Raw genomic sequence first — 25,013 nt, forward strand, 5'->3', positions numbered from 1 at the left:
TTATTTGCATACGTATTCATTACGGAAAAGCAAATGAAAGCCATGCGCCTCAAACCTGCCCCCGACTGCCGTGAAGACATTGCCTTCCGGCTGCGGATCGTTGAAGAAAACAAAACGCTCAATGCGATTCTGGGAGTGAATCCTGACGCCCTGGCGCAGGCGGAACTTTGTCACCGGGCAAGCAGGCGCGGCATAGCGTTCGGGCCGCTGCACGGCGTTCCTGTGATTATTAAAGATAATATCGCCTGCGCAGACTTGCCGATAACGCTTGGCTGCCGGGCTCTCGCTTCCCTGCGCGCCTCTGCGGACTCGCTGGTGGTGCAACGGCTGCGCGCCGCAGGCGCCATCATCCTTGCCCGGGCCAACATGTCCGAATTCGCCTTCGATGTACGCTCGCGCAGTTCGTTAGGCGGCGATGTGCTTAATCCTCTGCGGCCTGACATTACGGCAGGCGGATCAAGCGGCGGCTGCGCGGCGGCGGTGGCGGCCGGGATGGCGGATGGCGCGCTGGGAACGGATACCGGCGGTTCCATTCGTATTCCCTCCAGCTATACCGGGCTGGTAGGGTTAAGACCCAGCTTTCGTCGGGAGCTGCTGGAAGGCATTGCCCCGCTTTCGCCGAGTAAAGATACCGTAGGCCCGATGGTGCATACCGTGCAGGACGCCGCGTTGCTGCACGCTATTATCCACGGGAAAAAGCCAGCGCCTTTACAGCAAATGCCGCTGTCAGGCATTCGTCTTGGGGTGCTTTCAGGTCTGGAAGGGGACGACGAGCTACAGGGGCAGGTGTGGCGGGCCGCGCTGGAAAGATTGCGGCGGGCCGGCGCCGTCATCATCCCCGTTACGTTGCCCGAGCTTGAGGCGGTCCGGCAGACTACCTGTCTGAGCGTTTATGAGTTCCGGGTTGCCTTTGACGCCTGGTTAAAAGGGTATGCCAACACCCCGGCCGGGCTGGCCGCTATTTTCGCTTCAGAGCAGTTCCTGCCTGAATTTTCCCCGTTTATTACCCGGCTGCTGGAAGTAAATACCCTGAAAAATCCTGAGTGGCTGGCGGGGCGCAGATTTCGCCGTCGGTTACGCCGCAGCCTGAGCGATGCGATGGTGCAGAATGCTATTCAGGGCTTGCTGTATCCAACGGTAAGCCAGCTTCCGAAGACGCTTGAAAAGATGCCCCCGGGCTGCGCCCCGGAGCTGGCCGCAATCAGCGGCCTGCCTGCCCTGACGCTTCCATGCGGCGTCAGTAGCGAGGGAGTTCCTGTAGGCATGGAGATTTTGTCGGGCGAGAGGGATGAAACTTCATTGCTGACTCTGGCGCTGGCGTGTGAAACGGCGTTGCAGTGAGGCAGTGAAAGAGCGGAGGCCGGATCTCCGCTCCTGCTAACCCTCTCCCTTGCAGGGAGAGGGTAAAGAGCTTAGCGGCCGGCCTTCAGCTTCTGATAGTAAGACTCGTAAATAGCGCTGGCCTCGCCCACGTCGTTCTGCCACTCCCCGTTTTTCAGCACCGCTTCATCCGGGTACAGCGTTTTATCATCCGCCACCTCTTTCGGCAGCAGCTTGCGGGCTGCAAGGTTCGGCGTCGGGTAGCCGATAGTTTCCGCCACCTGTTTCGCCACGTCCGGACGCAGCAGGAAGTTGATCAGCTTCAGCGCGCCGTCGACGTTTTTCGCATTCGCCGGGATAGAAAGATTATCCATCCAGAAAATGCCGCCTTCTTTCGGCCAGACGATGTCCAGCGGCGTACCGGCCTGGCGCGCCACGTAGGCGGAACCGTTCCAGACCATTCCCAGATTCACTTCACCTTCCATATAGGGGTTGGCCGGGTTGTCTGAGTTGAACGCCGCAACGTTTGGCATCAGCTTTTGTAATTCGTGATAGGCCGCTTCGATCTCCTTCGGATCGGTAGTGTTACCGGAATAGCCGAGCTTACGCAGCGCGATCTGGAATACTTCGCGCGCGTCGTCGGTCAGCAGCAGGCTTTGTTTATATTCCGGTTTCCACAGATCCGCCCAGCTTGTCACCGTCTTCGGATCGATAGCCTCGCTGTTGACGCCGATGGCGGTGGCGCCCCAGATGTACGGAATGGAGTAGTCGTTATTCGGATCGAACGGCTTGTTCAGCATCTCGGGATCGAGATTTTTGAAGTTGGTCAGCTTGCTCTTGTCGATCTTCTGGATCATGCCTTCCTTGCGCATCTTCGCCACAAAGTAGGTGGACGGCACGACTAAATCGTAGGCGCCGTCTTTGTAAGTTTTGAGCTTGGCATACATGGTTTCATTCGACTCGTAGGTCGAATAGATAACCTTAATGCCCGTCTCTTTGGTGAACTGCTCCAGCAGGCCCGGCGGTACATATTCGGTCCAGTTATAGAAATAGAGCGTCTTGCTGTCGTCGGCATGCGCGGCGCTGACGCCCAGCGCCAGTGCACCCGCAGCAAGCAGGTGGCGTGACCATTGTTTCATTTAAACGTCCCCTGAATTTTAGTTTTATCACGAAGGATGAGCTGGGAGGCCAGAACCAGGCCCAGCGACAGAACTAACAGAATGGTTGCCAGCGCGTTCACCTCGGGCGACACGCCGACTTTCACCATCGAATAGATCTTCAACGGCAAAATTTCATAGCTCGGCCCTGTTACAAACGAAGAGACAACCACGTCGTCCATCGACAGGGTAAAGCTCAGCAGCCAGCCTGCCGCGACGGCGGGCATCGCCAGCGGCAGAATAATTTTGCGCAGGATGGTTATTTCGCCAGCGCCAAGATCTTTCGCCGCTTCCAGCATGCGCACGTCAAAGCCTTTCAGCCGCGAATAGACGGTTACCACCACGAACGGCAGGCAGAAGGTGATATGCGAGAACAGCAGCGACCAGAAGCCGAGCGAAACGCCCAGCAGCATAAACAGCACCAGCAGGGAAATCGCCATCACGATATCCGGCGACATCATCACCACAAACAGCATGCCGCTGACGAAGGGTTTGCCGCGAAAACGATAGCGATAGAGCGCCACCGCCGTCAGCGAGCCAATCAGCGTGGCGAAGGTGGCAGAAAAAACGGCCATCGTCAGCGAGTGCTGTGCCGCCTGCAGCAGGCTGTCGTTATTGATCAGCAGGCTGTACCACTTAGCGGTAAACCCCTGCCAGTTAATGCCGAAGCGCGAGCTGTTAAAGGAGTTGACGATCAGAATGATTATCGGAATGTAGAGATACGCATAGATGGCGGTCATAAAGAGAGCGCGAAACGGACGACCGATCATTCTAATTCCACCTTCTTGTTGAGCAGGCGCGCCGCACGCCAGTAAATCAGCAGCATAAAGCCCATCACCAGCGTCAGGGTGATGCTGGTCGCTGCGCCAAACGGCCAGTCGCGAATGTTCAGGAACTGGCTCTTAATCACGTTGCCAATCAGCAGGTTTTTCGCGCCGCCCATTAAATCGGAGACGTAAAACAGGCCCATCGCCGGCAGCATCACCAGCAAACAGCCGGCAATAATCCCCGGCATGGTCAGCGGAATAATAATGCGCACGAAGGTTTGCAGCTTGCTGGCTCCAAGATCGCGCGCCGCCTCCAGCAGCGGCTTGTCGAGTTTTTCGATGCTGGAATAGAGCGGCATCACCATAAACGGCAGCAGAATATAGACCAGCCCGAGGATAACCGCGCTTTCGGTATACATAATGCGCACGGGCGTGTCGATAACCCCCAGCCACAGCAGAAAGGCGTTGAGGTAGCCTTTGGTGCTGAGAAATATTTTCAGCCCGTAGATGCGGATCAGCGAGTTGGTCCAGAAGGGCACAATCAGCAGGAACAGCAGCAGCGGACGCACGCGCTCCGGCAGGCGTGCCAGAAACCAGGCGAACGGATAGCCCAGCGCCAGGCAGGCAAGCGTGGCTATCAGCGCCATATTCAGCGAATGCAGCAGCACCTGAGCGTAGAGCGGATCGGCCAGACGCGCGTAGTTATCCAGCGTGAAGACCATGCTGACAAAATTCGCATCGTCACGCGTTAAAAAACTGGTGCCGATAATCATCAGGTTCGGCAGGAAAACGAACAGCACCAGCCAGCCGACAACGGTGGCGATCGCCACATTCTGAAATTTACGCGAGCTCTTCATCAGCCAGTACAACCTCCCAGCTTTCAACCCAGGTGACGGCCATTTTCTGATCGAGCGAGTGATCGAAGTCCGGATCGTCCTCGTTAAAGAACTCGCTCACCATCACCATTTTGCCGTTTTCCAGCTCAACGCTCGATTCCAGCGTCATCCCTTTGTAGTTGCGCTCGCGCACGTAGCCAATCAGGCCGTCAACGACGCTTGTGTCGTTAATCTCTTCGACGCGCAGATCTTCCGGGCGCAGCAGGACGTTAAGTTTTTGACCGGCCACCACCGGCAGCTCAGCGAAAATATTGCATTCGCGGCCTTCTACGTTTGCCCGCACGCGCTGCTCGTCGATGCGTTCGATAACGGTGGCGGCAAAGATATTGATCTCGCCAATAAAGCTTGCCACGAACAGGTTCTTCGGCTCTTCGTAGATTTCACGCGGCGTGCCGTCCTGCTCGATGCGGCCTTCACGCATCACCACGATGCGGTCGGACATGGTCAGCGCTTCTTCCTGATCGTGGGTGACGAATACGAAGGTGATGCCAAGCTTGCGCTGCAGCGCTTTCAGTTCGTTCTGCATCTGCTTGCGCAGCTTGTAATCCAGCGCGGAGAGGGATTCGTCGAGCAGCAGAAGGCGGGGTTTATTCACCACGGCGCGGGCGATGGCAACGCGCTGCTGCTGGCCGCCGGAAAGCTGATGAGGCTTGCGCTGGGCAAAGGCTTCGAGCTGGACCGTCTTTAGCGCTTCGGTGACGCGCGGGGCGATCTCCGCAGCAGGCGTTTTTTGCATCCTCAGACCAAAGGCGACGTTTTCAAAAACGGTCATATGAGGAAACAGGGCATAGCTCTGGAAGACGGTGTTGACGTGGCGATGCTCCGCCGGAACCTGGGTGATATCCTGGTCTTCGAGCGAAATGGTGCCCGTATCGACGTTTTCCAGCCCGGCGATCAGGCGCAGAACGGTGGTTTTGCCGCAGCCGGAAGGGCCGAGCAGCGTCAGGAATTCACCATGATTAATGGTGAGCGAGAAGTCAGAAATAACGGTTTTACCATCAAAGCTCTTATCAACTCCCGCAAGGCATACCAGCGGTGAGAGCGAACGAGGCTGTGTATTCAATTTTTTACGCTGTCCCATAAATAACGCATCAAATGACTCATCGATGCGGGGTTTGTGAGTAACCACCTTGAGGTTCGGCACATTCAGTAAGGGCTGGCATTCTACGGCAAAGTCTAAAAATCGCCAATTGTTGATGCGCTGATGTGCCTGTATTTCAACTATGTTTAGCTGAACGGGACTATTTTCAGCAGCAACGGGCTAAAAGTGACCTGAAACAATATTTACCGCCAGTGGCTTATTGATAATAGCGTCACAAAAAATGAGGGTAGCCAGATGGAAAAATTACTTGAGCGCTTTTTGCAGTACGTCTGCGTGGAGACTCAGTCTAAGCCCGGCGTCAAACAGGTCCCGAGCACCGAAGGACAGTGGAAGCTTTTAACGTTGCTCAAAGAGCAGATGGATGAGCTGGGCCTGGTGAACGTCACGCTGGGCGAGCACGGTACGCTGATGGGGACACTACCGTCCAACGTCAATAAACCTGTACCGCCCATCGGCTTTATCTCTCATGTCGATACCGCGCCGGACTTTACCGGTAAAAATGTTAATCCGCAGATTGTTGAAAATTATCGCGGCGGGGATATTGCGCTCGGTATCGGCGACGAAGTGCTTTCGCCGGTGATGTTCCCGGTGCTGCACCAGCTGCTGGGGCAGACGCTTATCACCACCGACGGCAAAACCCTCTTAGGCGCCGATGATAAAGCAGGCGTTGCGGAAATCATGACCGCGCTGGCGGTGCTGAAAGAAAAAAATACCCCGCACGGCGATATTCGCGTGGCCTTCACGCCGGATGAAGAGGTGGGCAAGGGCGCGAAGTACTTTGACGTGGAAGCCTTTGACGCCCGCTGGGCCTATACGGTAGACGGCGGCGGCGTGGGCGAGCTGGAATGCGAAAACTTCAACGCCGCCTCCGTGACCATCAAAATCGTCGGCAACAACGTCCACCCGGGCACGGCTAAAGGCGTGATGGTGAATGCCCTCTCACTCGCCGCGCGCATTCATGCGGAAGTCCCGGCTAACGAAAGCCCGGAGTGCACCGAAGGTTACGAAGGCTTTTATCATCTGCACGGCATTAAAGGCTCGGTAGACAAAGCGGAGATGCACTACATCATCCGCGATTTTGACCGCGAGCAGTTTGAAGCGCGCAAACGCAAAATGATGGATATCGCGAAGAAGGTTGGCAAAGGGCTGCATCCGGATTGCTATATCGAACTTATCATTGAAGACAGCTACTACAACATGCGCGAGAAGGTTGCGGAGCATCCCTGTATCGTGGATGTGGCCCGCCAGGCCATGCTGGACTGCGGCATTGAACCGATCGTGAAACCCATCCGCGGCGGCACCGACGGCGCGCAGCTCTCCTTTAAAGGCTTACCCTGCCCGAACCTGTTCACCGGCGGCTATAACTACCACGGCAAACATGAGTTTGTGACGCTGGAAGGAATGGAGAAAGCGGTGGCGGTGATTGTAAAAATTGCTGAGCTGACGGCGCAGCGGGGCTGAGTAGGCAGGAGGCAGCGCCTTATAGCATCTGGTTAAAAGAAGAGGCCTGATGCCGATCGTTTACGGATCGGTTGACCGCTCCGGTAGCTGGTGTAAAAAGGGTTCCATCTTCACTCTGGAGCCTTTTTTAAAGGGAACTTCCCAGGATTGAACGGCTTAATGACGTAATCATCAGCACCGAGCCTCAGGCCCATAAGCGCTAATGCCTGCTCGCCATCTGCGACCCTGAGCGTTTGCATACCCGCTTGATGCAATAATGTATCCCGCCAGTAACATTTACCGCTCCTGTTATATTAAAATTCAAAAATATTCCGCGCGCATTAATCTCTGACTTGCTGGATGACTCACTCCTCGCTATTTAAATCTGATGGCACTATCAAATAATCTTCTCAAGGCCATTTTCATATTAAATGCTTGCACTCATATCCATATATTAATATGGAGCCTGTTGCAGGAGAGGCGTTATCCTCTCCTGCAAATTACCGATCAGGTGCGCGCTTTCTTTTTAACCCTGTCAACCAGTGTTAACACCGTAACGAAGAATACGGGAACGAAAAAGATGGCGAGTAACGTTCCGGTTACCATGCCGCCAAACACCCCGGTACCAATCGCCTGCTGAGTCGTGGCACTTGCCCCCGAAGCGAGCATTAGCGGAACGACGCCCAGCGTGAATGCCAGCGATGTCATCATGATGGGCCTTAAACGCATCCGCGCGGCCTTGACCGTGGCATTCAGAAGACTCTCTCCCTCATGCTGCAGCTGGCGGGCAAACTCAACGATCAGGATGGCGTTTTTAGCAGACAGGCCGATGATGGTAATCATCCCCACCTTGAAGAAGGCGTCATTCGGCATCCCCCTCAGGTAGACAGCGATCATCGCCCCGATAAGCCCCAGCGGGACGACGAGCATCACTGAAACCGGTATCGACCAGCTTTCATAGAGAGCAGCCAGTACGAGGAAAATCACCAGCATCGAGAGCAGCATCAACATCGGGGCTTCGGAAGCAGACTGTTGTTCCTGAAGCGACTGCCCGGTCCATTCGATGGCAAAGCCTGCCGGTAAATCAGCAGCGATTTTTTCCATTTCTGCCATAGCATCGCCGCTTGAATAGCCCCAGTTTGGCCAGCCGGTTATCCTGAATGCCGGATATCCCTGATAGCGAACCATCTGTACCGGCGACGCTTGCCATACAGGGCGAACAAACTCAGACAGCGGTACCATTCCGCCATTTTTATTACGCACATTCAGCGCCAGAATTTCTGGTAGCTGCATGCGCGATGAGGCTTCTGCCTGCACAATGACCTGTTGCATGCGTCCGTTATTGGGGAAGTCATTAACGTAGCTGGAACCGAGGGCGCCCGACAGCGTCTGATTGATTTCATTGAACGATACCCCCATCGCCTCAGCCTTAGGCCTGTCTATTTTAAGGCTGATGCCCATACCGTCAGGAAGTCCATCCATGTAAACGCCATATAACGCTTCACTCTGTCCCGCTTTTTCCAGCAGCGTATTTAGCGCCTTGACCAGTTCCGGATATCCGTGGCCGGACCGGTCTTCCAGGCGAAGGGTGAAGCCGGAAGATGTGCTGAGCTCGGAAATGGCGGGAGGAAGCAGGCTGGTAATGGTCGCCTGCGGAATGTCACCCATTTCATTCTGCACGTTTGTCACTTCGTTCTGAGCGGTTGCTCCGTTGCGCCGATCCCAGTCCTTAAGTGTCGTAAAGGCCATTGCGGAGTTCGTCCCTGAACCGGAAAAACTAAAGCCCAGGATCGAAACGTTACGCTCTACGCCTGGACGATCCATAACTAGTTTCTCATATTTTTTTACGACCTCTTCCGTACGCTCAAGCGTGGCATCAGCCGGTAGCTGAACAGAGGTGATGAAATACCCCTGATCTTCCTCAGGCAGGAAAGAAGAAGGTAAAAACTTAAATGCGAAATAGAGCACGCCACACAAAGCCAGATAGATAAGCGTCATTCTGCCGGATTTACGTATGACGCGGGTAACACCATTTTCATAACGGCCGGTCAGGCGATCGAACGTTCTATTAAACCAGGTAAAAAAACGATTCTTTTTATGAGAATCAGCCGTAACGGGTTTTAAGAGCGTGGCGCACAGCGCCGGCGTCAGGGTTAAAGCCAGAAACGCTGAAAACAGAATAGAGACCGCCATCGAAAGCGTAAACTGACGATAAATCACCCCGACCGAGCCCGAAGCCAGCCCCATAGGAAGAAACACGGCTGTCAGCACTAATGTAATACCGACCACTGCGCCGGTAATTTCCTTCATGGCCTTAATCGTCGCCTCTTTAGGAGATAATCCTTCCTCGGCCATCAGGCGTTCTACGTTCTCAACCACCACGATGGCATCATCAACGATGATGCCAATGGCCAGTACCATGCCATACATTGTCAGGACGTTGATGGAAAAACCCGCCAGCATCATCACCGTAAAGGTTCCCAGCAATGCTACCGGCGCAACGATGGCGGGTATAAAGGTATAGCGAACGTTTTGCAGGAAGAGGTACATCACCAGGAAGACAAGTACCATCGCTTCGATAAACGTATGAACCACTTTCTCTATAGAAATTTTGACGAAGGGCGAAGTGTCAAAAGGTATGGAATACTCCATCCCTGAAGGAAAAGATTTCGCCAGATCCTGCATGCGGGCTTTTACCGCGTCAGAGGTCAGCACCGCGTTAGCGCCCGGGGATAGCTGAATGGCAGCGGCAGTCGAGCCATGGCCGTTCTCCCGGATGGCAAACGCATAAGACTGTAGTCCCAGCTCAACCCTGGCCACATCACCCAGCGTCACGCGAGAGCCGTCCGGGTTCGCCCTGAGGACAATCTTACGGAATTCCTCCGGCGTACCAAGCTGTCCATTCACGTCCAGAGGATAGGCAGTTAACTGAGTTGCGGTTGAAGGCGAATCGCCCAGTTTACCGGGTGAAACCTGAGCATTTTGTTCCGTAATTGCCGTATTGATGTCGCTGACCGATAGCCTGTAAGCGATGAGTTTTGCCGGATCAACCCATATACGCATCGCTTTTTCGGAACCAAACGCCTGGATTTTTCCAACGCCGTCAATGCGGCGCAGCTCGTCAGTGATTTTCCGGGCAAAATAGTCACTCAAATCCGCTTCGCTGAATTTCCCGTTGGGAGAATTCAGTCCAACCATCATCAGAAATCCCGACGATGCGGCTTCAACGCTTAATCCATTCTGACGTACTGCCTGTGGAAGGCGAGGTTCCACCACTTTGATCTGATTCTGAACATCCACCTGTGCGAGACGGATATCAGTCCCGGGCTTAAACGTAACTGTGATTGTCGCAACGCCAGACGTATCACTGGTGGATTCATAATACAGCAGGTCGTCAACGCCCGATAATTCACGTTCAATCAGTGAAATGACCGATTCATTCATGGTCTGAGGCGTGGCACCGGGATAAGTCACGGTGATGGACAAGCTGGGGGGTGCCACGGATGGGTACTGGGCGACCGGCAGTTGCGGGATAGCTATCACGCCCAACAGAATAATAAAAAGCGCAATTACCCATGCGAAAATAGGTCTGCGTATAAAGAACTGAGACATCAGAAATTCCCGTGGTAATGAGTCAATACGAAGCTAGCTTTGTGTACCGGCTGGCAGTGCAGAAACTGCGGCGCCGTCCTGAAGCTTGTCCTGGCCTTCGATAACGATCTTATCGCCGGCTTTCAGGCCAGCGGTTACCGTCACGCCCTTTTCAGTCTGCTCTCCTGTCTGGATCTCAACGCGCTTCGCTTTATTTTCCTGGTCAACAATCCATACGCTGGTTTTCTCGTTAACCCTGTTCAATGCCTGTTCGGGGACAGCCAGGCCATCTTTTTTGATGAGACGAGTGATTTGCAGTTTTACAAACATGCCAGGCAGCAAAATCCGTTGCGGATTTTCAGCTTCAGCCCGAAGGACAACGTCACCTGTCTCATTGTTGACGCTGATACCTGAGAACAGCAGGTGGGCAGGGACGCCATACGATTTGTCGTTATCATCAAGGACAGCTGCCATCGCTTCGGAACCAGGCTGGCTACCCGGTACGTTATCAACGGCAGGATAAATTGAGCGCAGCTCCTGCGTAGGCACTCTGGCATCTACATAAACGCGATCGAGTTGCTGAATGACGGCCATAGCCTGCGTATCACCGGGACTGACCAGCGCACCTTCCGTAACAAATTCCTGATCGACTCGTCCGCTTATAGGCGCTTTTACCGTTGCGTAATTTAAATCCAGTTTTTTACGATTCAGTGACGCTATCGCTTCCGCAAGATCTGCTGCAGCCTGCGCGCTGTTGGCTTTTGCATCATCGAGATCCTGCTGGCTGATAGCCGCATTCTTTTGCAGCTGTGAGAAACGGTACGCTCGTTTACTCATCTGTTGATAGGTAGCTTTTGCTTTTGCAACCGCTGCGCCAGCCATCTCGACATCTGCCTCAAAAGGCGCGGCATCGATCTGAAATAGCGGCTGCCCCTGAAGTATTTCCGATCCCTGCCTGAACAGTCGCTTTTGGATAATTCCTCCGACCTGCGGGCGAATCTGTGCCGTCTTTACAGCCGATACGCGTGCCGGGAAGACGCGAATGGAGTAGATGTCCTCAGCGCCAAGCGTTTTCGTGACAACTTTTGTTTTCGCTGGCGCGGAAGCGTTGTCGGCCGGCTCAGATGAGTCGCAGCCTGTAATGAACCCTAAACAGAGCGTCGTATATATAGCCAGTTTCCTGATATTCATTGCAAATTTCCAATAAGGTCAGATAAATACGGGGCAACCATCAGCCATCAAGCACGGCCAGCGGCGTTACCCTGTTTAAAAATAAAAAAGGTCAGGATCATCAACATCGTCAGAATTAACGAAGCCGATTGCAGCGTAACGGAGTGTGATTGCATAAAAGCTGATGAGGCGGCTTCAAGAAGCGCCACCCGGGTTGGTTCATCCAGATGATGAGAAACTGCTACCGCCTCGCTAAATGAAGCGCCCGCAGAAGCGGATAACGCTGCCGACAAATTGTCAGGAAGGCGAACAGTGGAGGAATACACGCCAGCGAGCACCGAACCGAAAATGGTAATACCAAGTCCCGTTCCCAGCTCGTAGGCCATACCCTCTATCGAACCCGCCGTACTGGCTTTATTGACAGGTGCTGCGGTCATGATGGCTGATGAAGAAGCCATCAGCGCGACGGTATCGCCTGCTCCCAGAAGCATCATCCATGCCCAGGCTTTCCAGGGCTGATTAACAAAATCGACCCCTGATAAGGCATACAGACTCAGGGCGGAAGCGGCGAGACCCGTGACAGCAACGCTTTTTATACCGAAGCGATTGATAATGTAGCCAGCAAACGGCCCGGCCAGGCAGCTTGCCAGCATCAGCGGCATTACATAAAGCCCGGTCTGCATAGGGGTGAAGCGGTGAACGAACTGCAGTTCCTGAGAGATAACAAGTTCAAACCCCACCAGAGTGATCATCGAGGTCAGAGCCAGCATCACTCCGGCGATGATGTTACGTTGCGTTATAAGCCCTGTATCAAGCAGGGGGGAACGAGAAACCATCTGTACGGTAATGAAACCGCCAAGCAACACCATACCCACCAGTAAAAGATAGATGGGCATAATGACTGGATTTCCATGATGGACCAGGCTCTTGCCAGCATAAATTAATATCAATAACGCGCTCATCAGCAAAAGGGCCTGAGAAAAATTAACGGGCTGACGATCCCCGGCCTTCTCATCTGGTACTGCCCTGTGCAGTAAAAAGAGCACAAAGAGAACGACTGGAATATTTATGAGAAAGACCGAACCCCAGTAAAAGCTGTTGAGTAACGCGCCGCCAACGATAGGGCCAGCCAGGGCTCCGCCTGTGCCAATGGTGGTCCAGATCCCCAGAGCTATATTGCGGTCTTTTTCATCCGTAAAATTTTTCCGGACAGCGGCAAGCGTCGCGGGCACAATCATCGCAGCACCTATTGCCAGCAGTGCGCGGGCGGCGATCAGCGCCGCCGGTGTCCACGCAAATGCGGCGGCCAATGAAGCCAGTCCAAAAAGTGCGCTCCCGTATACCGCCAGTTTTTTAAAGCCTGTGCGGTCTCCCAGTGCGCCCATCGGTATTAGCAAAGCAGCCATAACCAGGGGATAAATATCCATAATCCACAGGAGCTCATTGTGGGTCGCATGAAGCTGAGTACTTAATACTGGCGCGACCACGTACATAATGGTTGCATCTAAAGATACAGGTAAGTATATGAATATAATGATAATGAGTATTATCCACTTACTATGCATATCGTTTACACCATGTAAAATCAAAAAGGTGGACAAGCGTTCAGGTTGAATTTATAGTGAAGATGAACGCATGTCCACCTTTTGGTGAGAATGAGGAAAAATTGCTTATGTCTTATCTCAGTCATGATGAAAGACGCCGGATGATTCTGGAGACGGCGGTAAAAATTGCGTTTGCAGAAGGGTTAACGGCAATGACGGTTCGCAGAATTGCGCAGGAAGCTCAGATAGCAGTCGGACAGATTCATCGCCATTTCTCTTCAGCATCAGAACTTAAAGCTGAGGCCTTTCTGTTATCAGTGACGCAATCCCTGACGCTGCTGAACGATACGGCCAGACGGGAAGGGGCGGGAAGTTTAGCAATGCTCGGCTGGTGTCTTTTTACGGAAAACCTTATGGAGGCGCGTCATTTCAGCCAGCTCTGGAAAGAGGCGGAGGTGATTTCCTATCACGATGACGTCATGCGTAACGCTTTCCGCGTCGGGATAAACCAATGGCATAGCGCTTTGGTCCACCTTCTGGAAACCGGCACTGCGAACGGTGAATTTAAGGCTAAACGGCCCGTCGCTTCAGTCGCCTGGGACTGCATTGCTTTTTCATGTGGCCTGGACGGCATTTACAACCTCAGAATGGAGGGCTTCGGCGATAACGAGTATCTGACGCACACAGAAACATTTCTGAAAAGCCAGCTGGACATATATGAGTAAACGGAAAGGTAATATCAGCATTACGTTTACTCTTTGGTTATAAAACGGAATTCAGAAGAACAAAGTAAATACTGTATTTTTGGCAAGGTAACGTATGACAATTGTAATTAAGTCAGGGATAGCTGCGGCACTCCTGACCGGATCTTTCCTGCAAGCAGCACAGGCAGATGACTTTTCGCTGGGGTTAACGGCAAGCTGGTCATCAAAACTCTACCGGCAGGTTAATGAAAATAAAAACAACCTGATATTCCCTAACCTGGACTACGAGGCAGGCCGCTTCTGGTTTCATGGCCTGAGTACGGGTTATGACTTCATACACACGCCCTCCGATCGGTTAGCGGTGGTGGGTTATTACCTGCCCCTTTCTTTGAAGGCCAGCGACAGCCATTCCTGGCAAATGCGGCAGCTGAAAGACCGACGCAGCACCTTCATGACGGGGCTTAGCTATACGCACCTGTCTGACAGTCTGGGGACATTTGAAACTGCGCTGTCTACTGATGCGCTGAGTACCAGTAACGGTCTGCACTGGAACAGCACCTGGAGTTACCCTGTTCAGCTGGGCGCGTTCAGCCTGGAGCCTGCGCTGGGCGTAAACTGGAACGATGGCAAGTTTAATCGTTACTATTACGGCATCAGTTCAGGTGAAGCAGCAAGAAGCGGCTTCAAAAAATACACGCCAGGCGACAGCTGGACGCCTTTTGCCGAACTCAGCATCAATTACAGCCTGAGTGATAACTGGAACCTGTACGGCGGGGCACGATATACCTTCCTGCCCGACGAGGTTAAAAACAGTCCTATGGTTGCTGAAGACTCACTTGTGACTTTCTGGAGCGGGTTCTCTTATACGTTTTGATTAAACAGCCGGGGATATTCTCCGGCTGCGTTATTACGAAATATATTTCTCCAGACAGAAATGGCTTTACTGTTTAACTCGCAGGTTCATTCATGGTAAATCCACATTTTTTCGATGCGCTCATTGCATGGATTGAAAAGAACATTGCGCAAAGGCTACCTCTGGACGAGGTTGTCAATAAGTCAGGGTTTTCCCGGCGCTATCTGCAGAGAGTTTTTAAAAATTATACCGGCGTATCGCTGGGCCTGTTTATTAAGCAAAAACAAATGGACTCTGCCAGAGCTGACATTCTGTCGGGAAATTGCTCCATCACGGATATCGCGCTGAAATATGGTTATGAATCACAGCAGTCGTTCACTCGTGCATTCACCCGTTATTATGGTATCCCACCTGCTGCTTACCGGGAAAACGTCCAAATGATGAATAGGTTAAAAGTTCAACGGCGGCCTGAATAAGGGCTTAGACATGAGCGAGAAAAGTTTAATCCTTGCTGCTGGGGATAATGAAGTTATTACAGATATTATTGCTGAAAATTTACAGCGGGATGGTTTCCTGGCGCTTCCGTCAAAAAATGGCGCACATGCACTTGAGTTTTATACTCAATTTCTCCGGGCTCTGAGTATCCCTGATATTGATATACCCTGAATTGATGGCGTCGCTGTTCTGCAAGAGCTGAAGAGGCTGGATAGCACCCCGTTACCATAACGACAGCAAATGACACTGTGGTGTGATATTTAGCTTCAGGAAGGGCTATCATCTGACAGGGATACAGATTTCATGTTCTGTCTGTGGTGGCTTGCTGAGCAGCCACGCATAAATTGCAGTTAAGTAGATTAAAAGGCTCATTAAATAATGAACGTTGAATTCAGGAAGGAAGCCGTTTGCATACTCGCTTCGTATCTTATCGCTGTCGCCGCCGCGCTACTGGTGTTTCCGTTAAGGCTGTTGCCCTGCCTGCTGGCAGGAATGGTTACCTTTGAAATCATTGACGCTTTCCGGGTTCGCTCGCAGGGGTATTTGCGTTCGAAGGTTTCCGGCTGGCTGGCCGTCATGTTCATCAGTCTGCTTTTAATTGCCACGGTTTTCGGCATTTTCATGCTTGTTTATAATGTGTTCACGCTGGATTTCACCAGCGAAGGCGATTTTTACCGGAAGCTGAACGATGTTGTCCGGGAGGCGCATGATAAACTGTATCCCGTTCTTGGTGATTATATGCCCAGAACCTATCAGGATATTGAAACGGCTGGCTTCACCTGGCTCCAGACGCATATTTATATTTTGCAAAATGCGGGGCAAAAAGCGCTGCACTTTTTTGCGGTCACTTTTGTGGGTATTTTTCTGGCTATACTTATTTCCCTTGCGTCAGGAGGTGAAACACGCCCAGCACCGTACCTGAAATATCATCTTCTGCAGCGCATCCGAACATTCAGGGAAGTATTCAGTGCGGTCGTTACCGCACAGGTAAAAGTGGCCGCGTTTAATGCGCTGGCTACAGGCGTATTTCTGTACCTGGTGATGCCTCTGCTGGGATATCACCTGCCTTATGCCAAGACGCTAACCTTTGTGACTTTCCTGTGCAGCCTGCTGCCGATCGTCGGTAACCTGATATCCAATACGCTGGTTACTCTGGTGGCGCTTTCGGTCAGCCTGCAGGCTGCGGTCGTCGTCATCTTCTATCTGATCCTGATACATAAAGCAGAATATTTCATTAACGCCAGAATTTTTGGCTCGCAGATTCAATCTTCGGTATGGGAACTTCTGCTGGCCATGCTTATTTTCGAATCGCTGTTTGGTATTGCAGGTGTGGTGGCCGCCCCCATCTTTTACGCCTGGCTCAAGGTTGAACTGATGCGCAGGCACCTGATTTAGCGATACGCAGGCTGAAGAGGAAAGAGCTTATGGGTTCCTCTTCAGCAGGGCCTGCGCAAGGTTGCTTCCGCAGTGGCTGAGTTTGACGACGATTCGCTCCCTGAACGCACTCATAATACGCATCTTACTCTTTAACGTTGCTGAGCATGAGATAGCTTAACCGGCAAGCCGTTTTTCTTTTACGAGAGGAGGGCGCCGACAATACCGGGGCAGAAGTAAACAACAAAGAGCAGTTCGGCTTCAGGCGCGGAAGCTAAAACTGTTGGCGGAGCAGCGGCGATTTTTTTATTATAAAAACATTAAGGCAGTTAAAAACATAGCGTTACGCTCTTATAAAGTTGCATTTTATAATTGCACTTAAGATAATTAAAATGCAATAATTTTGTCAGATTTATTATTTATCGTGGAATCTCTTCAGGGCTTGCATCATGAAAATAAGCGCTCTTACGGAAAGGCTTTCTCAGAAAATAATCACCATGATCGACGGCGGAGCTCTGACGCCGGGTGCGCATCTTAGCGTCCCGAAGCTCGCAGACTCCTTCGATGTCTCACGTTCGCCGGTGCGTGAGGCTTTAGTCTACCTTGAACACAAAGGTATTCTTCAACAGCAGCATAACCGCGGTTTTTTCGTTAAGCAGGATTACGCTCCTCAGCTTCAGAGCTCAAATGAAAGCGAAGTGGATAACGATCTTCCCGAGTACTATCAGCTAGCGGAAGACTGGCTGCAGGATAAAATCGAATCAGAAGTAAATGAGCTTTACCTGCTTAAGCGTTACAACCTGTCTAAAACACAGCTTACGACTATTCTTGCCCGGGGCATCAGCGAAGGGTGGGTAGAACGGAAACAGGGTTATGGATGGCGTTTTTTGCCGGTTGCCAAGACCAAAGCCGCGCTTGAGCACATTTTCAGCTTTCGTATGGTTATCGAACCGATGGCCATTCTTGAGTCGACGTTCAAAGCGCCGCAGAACAAAATTGATGATATTAAAAGCGAACTGGAGATGCTTTTAGAAAGCGGCATTCAGCGTCTGTCTCCGACCCAGCTTCAGCTGGCCGGTTACCGTTTTCATGAGACAGTGATCGGCTTTTCGAATAATCCTTTTTTTGAGATCTCGCTGCGCAACGTTAACCGCATGCGTCGTTTAATGGACTATCGCATCATGGACGACCGCAGCCGTTATTACGCCGAAGTTAAAGATCATCTGCGCTTGTTATCGCTTATTGAAACCGGGCAGCTCATTGAGGCGTCCTACATGCTGAAGCAGCATCTTGCTGTGGCCCTTGAGAATAAAAAGCAGCGTAGCATCAGCGTATAAAAAATGGCCCGGATGGGCCATTTTTTACCAGCAAAATCCTTATCCTGCAGACGAATAAAGCGGATACAGCCCTAACAAAAGCCCTGATGCCAGGAAGATCATGCACAGCAGGAAAGCCCACTTAAAGGTGTACTTCTGATGGTCGCTGAATTCCACGCCTGCCAGACCAACCAGCAGATAAGTCGAGGCTACCAGCGGGCTGAGTAAGTGAACGGGTTGCCCGACTAAAGATGCCCGGCCAATTTCAATCGGATCGATGCCATATACTTTCGCAGCTTCTGCCAGCACGGGTAAGACGCCGTAATAGAAAGCATCGTTCGACATAAAGAAAGTGGCCGGCAGGCTAATCAGCGCCGTAATCGGAGCCAGGTAGGGACCCCAGGAGTTCGGCAGCACATCCAGCAGAGAAGTGGACATCGCAGTGACCATACCGGTACCTGAAAGAATGCCGGCGAAAATGCCCGCGGCAAGGAATATTGACGTCTGATTCAGGGCGGCAGGCGCGTGCGCTGCAATACGCTGGCGTTGCGCGTCAAGATGCGGATAGTTAATCAGCAGCGCGAGCGCAAACGCAACCATAAACAGCACCGACAACGGCAGCAGCTCCATTACCAGTGACGCCATAAGGACCAGAGTAAGAATAGCGTTGAGCCAGAACAGCTTAGGACGGCGTAACTCTTCATTTACTTCATTAATGGCTGGCAGATAGCTTTCAGTATCATCTTCCGTTACCGCGCCGTTGCCGTTGGTATTAATACTTAGCCTACCCAAACGACGACGTTCACGAATACCTATATACCAGGACAGCACTAACACTCCGACAAAACCGCTAATCATTGTTGGAAGCAGCGGAACAAAAAGCTCGCTGGACTCCACCTTCAGCGATGCCGCAACGCGGGCCAGCGGGCCTCCCCAGGGTAGCAGGTTGGTAATGCTGCCAGAGAGAAAGACCACGCACGTCAACGAAAGCGGATCAAGCCGGATGCGTTTGAACAGAGGAAGCATAGCGGTGACGCAGATCATATAAGTCGTCGATCCGTCGCCGTCCAGGGAGACCATGGCTGCCAGAACAGCGCTGCACATAACCGCTTTGACCGGATCACCATTAATGATCCGCAGAAAGAAACGAATAATAGGATCGAATAAGCCGGTATCAAACATAGTGCTGAAATAGAGAATGGCAAAAATAACCATAATCGCAGTAGGCGCGACTTTTTTAAGCCCCTCGATCATCATTTCGCCCATCCCTGAGCCAAATCCGGCGAGCAGAGCAAATATTATCGGAATAAGGGTCAGTGCGACTAAGGCAGAAAGTTTTTTCGTCATGATGAGGATCATAAAGACCACAATCATGCCATATCCCAGAAGCGAGAGCATAGGAATCTCCAACGCATATTATTTCTAATATGCGTGTTAATTAATTTAAGGATGTTTTTAAGAATGGGGTAGGAATAAATCAGCCCATATGCAAACCGCCATTAACAGAGAAATCCGCCCCCGTCGCGAACCCTGATTCATCGGATGCCAGCCATGAGCAGATTGACGCAATTTCCTGCGGCGAGCCCAGGCGGCGCACCGGGATCTGCTGAACAATTTTGTCAATGACCTGAACCGGTGTCACCGTTTTTAGCTTTGATGTGCCCAGATAACCGGGAGATACGGTATTTACAGTCACGCCCCGGGCTGACACCTCGCGCGCCAGCGCCCGGGTAAAGCCGCGTACCGCAGATTTTGCCGTCGAATAGTTCACCTGCCCGGTTTGGCCAATTTGCGCATTAATCGAAGAGATATTGATAATACGTCCCCAGCCGCGGGACATCATGCCGTCAATAACTTGTTTAGTGACATTGAATAATGAATTCATATTGGTGTTAATAACGGTTTGCCATTCCGGCGGCTGCATGTCACGAAATAAAACGTTACGCGCCGTTCCCGCATTATTAATCAGCACATCGATCTCACCAATTTCTGCTTTAATTTTCGCAAAGGCTTTAACCGTTGAATCCCAGTCGGCCACGTTGCCTTCAGATGCGATGAAATCAAACCCCAGCTTTTTATTGTCATCAAGCCACATGGTTTTACGTTGAGAATTCGGCCTGCATCCTGCGATAACTTTAAAACCGTCTTTTGCCAGCCGGCGGCAGATAGCGGTTCCGAGGCTTCCCATGCCGGAAGTAACATACGCAATACGTTGGGTCATAACCCTTCTCCCAGATGCATTTATGTAACAGTTTTCACGATTTGTTAACAGTAAGCTATCGGCGGCGCTTTTTAGCAATATCGATCCGTCGAAATTGTGACCACGATCGTCAATTTTGTGCATTTAAATATCTTCAAATGCAATCGAATGAATGAGCTATGCAATCGATTTATGAGAGGGAACGGCCAAAATCGGCGCTTTGTAGCCGGTATAGCCAGATTTCTTGCAATGCAAAAATAAAAGCGTGATTCTAATCACAAGTTGATTTTTGCACTTGTGATTAAATAAATGCATATAGCATAAGGGGAGGGGTAAATGGATAAATTCGCCTACGTTGGCTGCCGGACGTCCGAATGGCGCGGTGCACGTGGAAAAGGAATTGAAGTCTACCGCATTGATGAGTCGGGTAACTGGCACCATATCCAGCGTGTGGCATCCGTTCAGGAGAATCCCTCCTGGATCACGCTGGATGAAAAAAGAGACCGGCTTTATGTGCTGCACGGTGACGGCAATCAGGTGGCCATCTTTGCGCGCGATCCTATATCAGGCATGCTGACATTCCTGTCTGAACAGACTACCGGCCCGCAAAATCTCCACCCTGACCTTGATCCGCTCCGGCGCAACAATCCGGTGCATGCCGCACTTACGCCTGACAGGGGACACCTGTTAATTGCTAACCATGAAGGCGGGAACGTCGCTGCACTGGCGTTTACTGATGAAGGTATGCTGCTGCCTCCCGGCCATCTGGCGAGGGTCGAAGGCCATGTTGCTGCTGCTGAAGCGCCAGCGAGCCTGTCACGGCCGCATGAAATTATTTTTGCGCCCGGCAGCGACTATTTTGCTCTGCCGGTTCAGGGCCGTCAGGCCGGGAACGGCATTGACAGAGTGTGTATTTATCAATGGCGTGACGGTCAGTCGCTGCTTAAAGATGAAGTGCTGTTGCCTGGCGGAAGCTGGCCACGTCATGTCGATTTCCATCCGCAGGGCAGGTGGCTTTATGGCCTGAGCGAGCTGAGTAACACCGTTACCGTTTTCGACTTTGAGCGTGAGACGGGCCACATTGCGCTTAAGCAAACGCTGAGTAGCCTGCCTGAAGGATTTGCAGAGCGTAACGATGCCAGCGAAATTGAAGTGCACCCGTCCGGACGTTTTTTATATGCCGCCAATCGCGGGCATAACAGCATCGCGATCTTCCACATCGACCCTCATGATGGCCGCTTAACATCTGCGGGTTGGGTCTATTGTGGCGGTAAAACACCGCGCTTTACGACGATCTCCCGCGATGGAAAGCGTTTTTATAGCGCCAACGAGGACTCCGACTCTATCCGCATTTTCGACATTAACGGCGAAACAGGCATGTTGACGGACACGGGGAAAGAAATCTTCGCTGCCAGCCCGACCTGCATCGTTTTTGCCGGCTAGCCCGGCGTTTGAGGTCAGCGTTTGACCTCAAACCTCCGATCCTGGCGCACGTTTCGATGGCGTAACGTTTTCGATAAACGCCTTAACGGAAGGTGAAGATAGGGCATAACTCTTCACGCCGACATACAGCTCGCGTTTCGCCCACGGCTCGACGAGCGGAATACAGCGCACCGTATCGTGTTTAGCCGCCTGGGCGATTTCATTGACCGGCAGGATGGCAATCCCCAGCTGCTGTGCAACCAGCTCCGCCATTGAGATAAAGCTGCTTACGCGTAAGCCTGTGTTCAGCGTTTTACCAAGCTTTCTGGCTTCACGCTCCAGAATATGGCTCACTGCGCTGTCGCGATGCGGCCCAATTATCTTCTCATCGACACAGTCCGCCAGCTGTAAAGCAGCGCGCTCCGCCAGCGGATGTCCCTGCCACACCAGAACCGAGAGCAGGTCGTGCTGCCACGGCCAGACTTCGATACCGGAAGCGGGCGTCCAGTTGGAAAAGAAACCGACATCCGCATCGCCCTGCAGCAATCCCTGTACCACGCCGGTGCCGGTGTGCTCCTCAATATCGATATCAGTCTGGGGATAGTGCGTCAGAAACTGGCTGATGGCGCGCGGCAGATAATGCATTAACGCCGCTGAGATAGTGAAGATGCGGATGTGGCCGCGCACGCCGGCCACATAATCACTCAGCTCCTCTTCCATTTGATCGAGATTGCGGAACACCTGGCGCGCGTGAAACAGCAGTGAGTGACCGGCCGGCGTCAGTTCGATGCCGCGCGGCAGGCGCAACATCAACGGCGTGCCAATTTTCTGTTCAAGCTCGGCAATGCGCTTGCTCACGGCTGAGACGGCCAGATGCTTGCGCCGCGCAGCCCGGGTAAGATTCTGCTCCTCAGCCACCGCCACAAACAGCGAGAGTGAGACCAGGTCGTAACGCATAAGCACCCCTTAACCGGTGGTGAGTGTTTGCTGAATAACGAAAGGCAAAATACCGCCATAGCGCAAGTAGCGAAGCTCCTGGCGGGAGTCTATCACCGCCTCAAGGTGCAGGGCAGCAATCTGTCTGCCGTCACGGCTGATGTAGAGCATTAGCGGCGTCGCTCCCGGCGCTATCGCTTCCAGGCCGGCAATATCAAGCACCTCTGTGCCATCCATCGCGGGTAGTTTATCCGCTTCGCCAGCGATGAAATGCAGCGGAAGAATTCCCATACCAATCAGATTGGTGCGATGAATACGCTCGAAGCTGTTGGCAATCACCGCTTTAACCCCCATTAAAGCCTGCGCTTTTGCTGCCCAGTCGCGACTCGAACCCGCCCCGTAACGTTCCCCGGCCAGCACAACCAGCGGCAGGCCAGCTGCTTGCCAGGTTTGCGCGGCCTCAAACGCCGGCAGAATGCGTTGATGAGCCGCATCCCAGGCGAAACCGCCGCCGCCGCGCTTATCTTCCGGTAACAAACGATTGGAGAGCGCTTTATTGGTGAAAGCACCCCGCACCATGACTTCATGGTTGCTGCGGCGGGTGGAGTAAAGGTTCAGGTCCTGCGGATCTTCATGATGTTCCAGCAACCACTGACCGGCCTGGCTTGCAGCAGAAATCGCACCTGCCGGCGAAATATGATCGGTAGTGACGTCATCGCCAAACCAGAGAAAAGGGCGGGCATTGTTGAGCGAAAGCGGTTCGGCAGGATCGCGGGGCAGGCGCTCCAGGTAGCCAGGGCGGCGCAAATAGGTTGAGGTAGACTCCCACGGATAGTGCACGCTACCCGGCGCTTCAATCTGCTGCCAGTGCGGCGTTCCCTGCCAGATGACGTCGCGCCGCCGGATGTAGTGTTCACGCTTCATCACCGTTTTAACCCACTGCTCAACCTCTTCGCGAGCAGGCATCAAATCGCGCATAAATACAGGCTGATTATCCTCATCGTGACCAAGGGGATCGCGCAGCATATCATGCTGCATATTTCCGGCGATGGCCCAGGCAATCACCAGTGCTGGCGAGGTCAGATAGCCATGTCCAAGAGCTGGATTGACGCGGCGCGGAAAGTTGCGGTTACCGGAAAGCACGCATACTGCCTGAAGGCCGTCGTTTACCAGAGTTTCCATCGCCGGCTGCAACGCGCCCGAGCTGCCGATGCAGGTCATACATCCATAACCCGCCACGTTAAACCCCACTTTCTCCAGCTCGCTGAGCAGTCCGGATTCGCCAAGGTAGTCGGTGACCGCCCTGGAGCCGGGTGAAAATGAGGTTTTTACCCAGGGCTTCGGTTGCAATCCGCGTTTTGCGGCATTGCGTGCAAACAACGCCGCCTGAATCACCAGCCGGGGATTGGCGGTAGTCGTGCAGCTGGTGATTGCCGCGATGGCAACGGCACCCTGTTTGATGGGCTGCGTGTAATCATCATGATGCCATTGTAAACCGCGCTCTGCGGGCTGCAGCGTTTCCAGAAAGCTCTCAGGCGAATCGCTAAGCGGGATCTGCTGATGAGGATTATAAGGCCCCGCCACGCTGGGTTCGATGCTGCCCAAATCCAGCTCAATGAGCCGTGTGAAGTCCGGCTGCCGATCGTCAGAGGTACGCCACAGATGCTGACGTTGCATATAGCTGTGGATAATGTCCTGCTTCTCTTTGCTGCGGCCCGTCATGTTGACGTACTCTGCGCTGCGTTCGTCAAACGGAAAGAACACGACGGTAGCGCCGTATTCCGGCGCCATATTGGCTATGGTTGCGCGCGACTCGAGCGGCATACTGTGCAGCGCGGGACCGGTGAATTCAACAAACTTGCCGACCACTCCGCTTTCACGCAGCAGGCGCGTAATGTGCAACGCCAGATCGCTGTCGCTGACATCCGGCGACAGCTGGCCGGACACGGAGATGCCCACCACCTCGGGGAAGCGAAGCGTTACCGGTTCGCCCACCAGAGCCGCCTGTCCTTCAAGCCCGCCCACGCCCCAGCCCAGCACGCCCAGGGCGTTAATCATCGGCGTATGGCTGTCGGTTGCGATCATGCAGTCGGCGTGCAGCAACGGTATTGGCTCACGTTCATCAACCGCCACCACTTCCGCAATGGCCTCAAGGTTCATCAGATGAATGATGCCGGTGCCGGGCGGGATCACGCGAAAGTTATCCAGGCTTTTTTCTGCCCAGCGAATGAAGCGGTAGCGTTCGGCGTTGCGGCGGAAATCAAATTTAAGGTTATCTTCCAGGGCGTCAGCGCTGGCATAGCTTTCAACGATCACCGAATGATCGATCGTCAGCACGGCGGGGATATGTGGATTGATAGCGCGCGGATCGCCGCCTGACTCGGCGGTCAGGTCACGCATGGCGGCAAAATCAGCCAGCGCCGGTAAGCAGGTGGTGTCATGGAACATGAGCCGGTCAGGGTAAAACTCAACTTCACCTGGCGCAGACTTCGCAGACAGATAGTTGAGAAAGGCCGGCAGCGTATGGGGGGAGCATCGCGCTACGTTCTCCAGCAGAATGCGTATGCTGTAGGGCAGGGTTTGCAGCTGGGCCAGCGGCACGATGTTGGTGAGATCGATAAAATGATACAGGCGGTCGTTAATGACCAGTGATGAGCGTTCAGGCGTTGAGGGCGATGTCATAAAAACCTTCTGTCACAGCAATCTATGTATGTTCGTCACCGGAT

20 protein-coding genes and 1 pseudogene are annotated in these 25,013 nt (G+C 52.9%); 9 read left to right on the forward strand and 12 right to left on the reverse strand.

Annotated elements, in window-relative coordinates:
• The first annotated feature begins 33 nt into the window (after nucleotides 1–33).
• Nucleotides 34–1,341, forward strand: coding sequence for an amidase (locus tag WLO31_RS07850; RefSeq protein ID WP_435929910.1), 1,308 nt, complete (start codon nucleotides 34–36; stop codon nucleotides 1,339–1,341).
• Nucleotides 1,342–1,412: 71 nt separating this feature from the next.
• Here the strand turns inward: WLO31_RS07850 and potD are convergent, their stop codons facing one another.
• The 4 genes from potD to potA are packed head-to-tail and all read right to left on the reverse strand — an operon-like array spanning nucleotide 1,413 to nucleotide 5,221.
• The gene (gene potD / locus WLO31_RS07855; RefSeq protein WP_435929911.1) at nucleotides 1,413–2,459 is read right to left on the reverse strand and encodes a spermidine/putrescine ABC transporter substrate-binding protein PotD; all 1,047 of its coding nucleotides are present in this window, start codon (nucleotides 2,457–2,459) and stop codon (nucleotides 1,413–1,415) included.
• Nucleotides 2,456–3,247 carry a spermidine/putrescine ABC transporter permease PotC gene (gene potC, locus WLO31_RS07860; protein WP_435929912.1) on the reverse strand — a complete coding sequence of 264 codons (792 nt, stop codon included), beginning with the start codon at nucleotides 3,245–3,247 and terminating at the stop codon, nucleotides 2,456–2,458. Before potC ends, potD begins: the two co-directional genes overlap by 4 nt.
• Nucleotides 3,244–4,101, reverse strand: a complete 858-nt coding sequence (gene potB, locus WLO31_RS07865; RefSeq protein ID WP_435929913.1) for a spermidine/putrescine ABC transporter permease PotB — start codon at nucleotides 4,099–4,101, stop codon at nucleotides 3,244–3,246. The genes potC and potB overlap by 4 nt, the downstream gene beginning before the upstream one ends.
• The gene (gene potA, locus WLO31_RS07870) at nucleotides 4,085–5,221 is read right to left on the reverse strand and encodes a spermidine/putrescine ABC transporter ATP-binding protein PotA (protein WP_435929914.1); all 1,137 of its coding nucleotides are present in this window, start codon (nucleotides 5,219–5,221) and stop codon (nucleotides 4,085–4,087) included. Before potA ends, potB begins: the two co-directional genes overlap by 17 nt.
• 255 nt (nucleotides 5,222–5,476) lie before the next feature.
• On the opposite strand from potA, the gene pepT reads away from it, so the two are divergent.
• On the forward strand, nucleotides 5,477–6,703 hold the full coding sequence (pepT, locus tag WLO31_RS07875) for a peptidase T (protein ID WP_435929915.1): 1,227 nt from the start codon (nucleotides 5,477–5,479) through the stop codon (nucleotides 6,701–6,703).
• Nucleotides 6,704–6,840: 137 nt separating this feature from the next.
• On the opposite strand, the pseudogene WLO31_RS07880 reads toward pepT, so the two are convergent.
• The 4 genes and pseudogenes from WLO31_RS07880 to WLO31_RS07895 form a co-directional block, all read right to left on the reverse strand.
• A pseudogene (locus WLO31_RS07880) lies at nucleotides 6,841–6,957 on the reverse strand (hypothetical protein); the annotation flags it as partial.
• Nucleotides 6,958–7,189: 232 nt separating this feature from the next.
• Nucleotides 7,190–10,294 carry a multidrug efflux RND transporter permease subunit gene (locus tag WLO31_RS07885; protein ID WP_435929916.1) on the reverse strand — a complete coding sequence of 1,035 codons (3,105 nt, stop codon included), beginning with the start codon at nucleotides 10,292–10,294 and terminating at the stop codon, nucleotides 7,190–7,192.
• Between the two features lie 33 nt (nucleotides 10,295–10,327).
• On the reverse strand, nucleotides 10,328–11,464 hold the full coding sequence (locus WLO31_RS07890) for an efflux RND transporter periplasmic adaptor subunit (protein WP_435929917.1): 1,137 nt from the start codon (nucleotides 11,462–11,464) through the stop codon (nucleotides 10,328–10,330).
• A 47-nt stretch (nucleotides 11,465–11,511) separates the two neighbouring features.
• A complete protein-coding gene (locus WLO31_RS07895; RefSeq protein WP_435929918.1) occupies nucleotides 11,512–13,008 on the reverse strand; it encodes an MFS transporter in 1,497 nt (498 codons plus the stop codon).
• A gap of 107 nt (nucleotides 13,009–13,115) precedes the next feature.
• Between WLO31_RS07895 and WLO31_RS07900 the strand changes: the two genes are divergently transcribed.
• The 6 genes from WLO31_RS07900 (at nucleotide 13,116) to WLO31_RS07925 (ending at nucleotide 17,750) form a co-directional block, all read left to right on the forward strand.
• Nucleotides 13,116–13,712: a TetR family transcriptional regulator gene (locus WLO31_RS07900; RefSeq protein WP_435929919.1), complete on the forward strand. Its 597-nt coding sequence runs from the start codon at nucleotides 13,116–13,118 to the stop codon at nucleotides 13,710–13,712.
• Between the two features lie 94 nt (nucleotides 13,713–13,806).
• Nucleotides 13,807–14,565 (forward strand): MipA/OmpV family protein, encoded by a 759-nt coding sequence (locus WLO31_RS07905; protein WP_435929920.1) that lies wholly within the window; start codon nucleotides 13,807–13,809, stop codon nucleotides 14,563–14,565.
• Nucleotides 14,566–14,657: 92 nt separating this feature from the next.
• Nucleotides 14,658–15,020: a helix-turn-helix transcriptional regulator gene (locus WLO31_RS07910; RefSeq protein WP_435929921.1), complete on the forward strand. Its 363-nt coding sequence runs from the start codon at nucleotides 14,658–14,660 to the stop codon at nucleotides 15,018–15,020.
• A gap of 10 nt (nucleotides 15,021–15,030) precedes the next feature.
• Nucleotides 15,031–15,210: a hypothetical protein gene (locus WLO31_RS07915; protein ID WP_435929922.1), complete on the forward strand. Its 180-nt coding sequence runs from the start codon at nucleotides 15,031–15,033 to the stop codon at nucleotides 15,208–15,210.
• Between the two features lie 207 nt (nucleotides 15,211–15,417).
• Nucleotides 15,418–16,434 carry an AI-2E family transporter gene (locus WLO31_RS07920; RefSeq protein WP_435929923.1) on the forward strand — a complete coding sequence of 339 codons (1,017 nt, stop codon included), beginning with the start codon at nucleotides 15,418–15,420 and terminating at the stop codon, nucleotides 16,432–16,434.
• Between the two features lie 428 nt (nucleotides 16,435–16,862).
• Complete coding sequence (locus WLO31_RS07925) at nucleotides 16,863–17,750, forward strand: GntR family transcriptional regulator (protein WP_435929924.1); 888 nt, start codon at nucleotides 16,863–16,865, stop codon at nucleotides 17,748–17,750.
• Nucleotides 17,751–17,789: 39 nt separating this feature from the next.
• Here the strand turns inward: WLO31_RS07925 and WLO31_RS07930 are convergent, their stop codons facing one another.
• Together WLO31_RS07930 and phbB are read right to left on the reverse strand one after the other, a co-directional pair.
• Nucleotides 17,790–19,127: a CitMHS family transporter gene (locus tag WLO31_RS07930; RefSeq protein ID WP_435929925.1), complete on the reverse strand. Its 1,338-nt coding sequence runs from the start codon at nucleotides 19,125–19,127 to the stop codon at nucleotides 17,790–17,792.
• 79 nt (nucleotides 19,128–19,206) lie between these two features.
• Nucleotides 19,207–19,950 (reverse strand): acetoacetyl-CoA reductase, encoded by a 744-nt coding sequence (gene phbB, locus WLO31_RS07935; protein WP_435929926.1) that lies wholly within the window; start codon nucleotides 19,948–19,950, stop codon nucleotides 19,207–19,209.
• A gap of 315 nt (nucleotides 19,951–20,265) precedes the next feature.
• On the opposite strand from phbB, the gene WLO31_RS07940 reads away from it, so the two are divergent.
• Complete coding sequence (locus WLO31_RS07940; RefSeq protein ID WP_435929927.1) at nucleotides 20,266–21,372, forward strand: lactonase family protein; 1,107 nt, start codon at nucleotides 20,266–20,268, stop codon at nucleotides 21,370–21,372.
• A gap of 27 nt (nucleotides 21,373–21,399) precedes the next feature.
• Here the strand turns inward: WLO31_RS07940 and WLO31_RS07945 are convergent, their stop codons facing one another.
• Nucleotides 21,400–22,308 (reverse strand): LysR family transcriptional regulator, encoded by a 909-nt coding sequence (locus tag WLO31_RS07945; protein WP_435929928.1) that lies wholly within the window; start codon nucleotides 22,306–22,308, stop codon nucleotides 21,400–21,402.
• 9 nt (nucleotides 22,309–22,317) lie between these two features.
• Nucleotides 22,318–24,969 (reverse strand): aconitate hydratase, encoded by a 2,652-nt coding sequence (locus WLO31_RS07950; protein WP_435929929.1) that lies wholly within the window; start codon nucleotides 24,967–24,969, stop codon nucleotides 22,318–22,320.
• Between the last annotated feature and the right edge of the window lie 44 nt (nucleotides 24,970–25,013).

It is taken from the genome of Dryocola sharpae, from assembly GCF_051307055.1.
Lineage (GTDB): Bacteria > Pseudomonadota > Gammaproteobacteria > Enterobacterales > Enterobacteriaceae > Dryocola.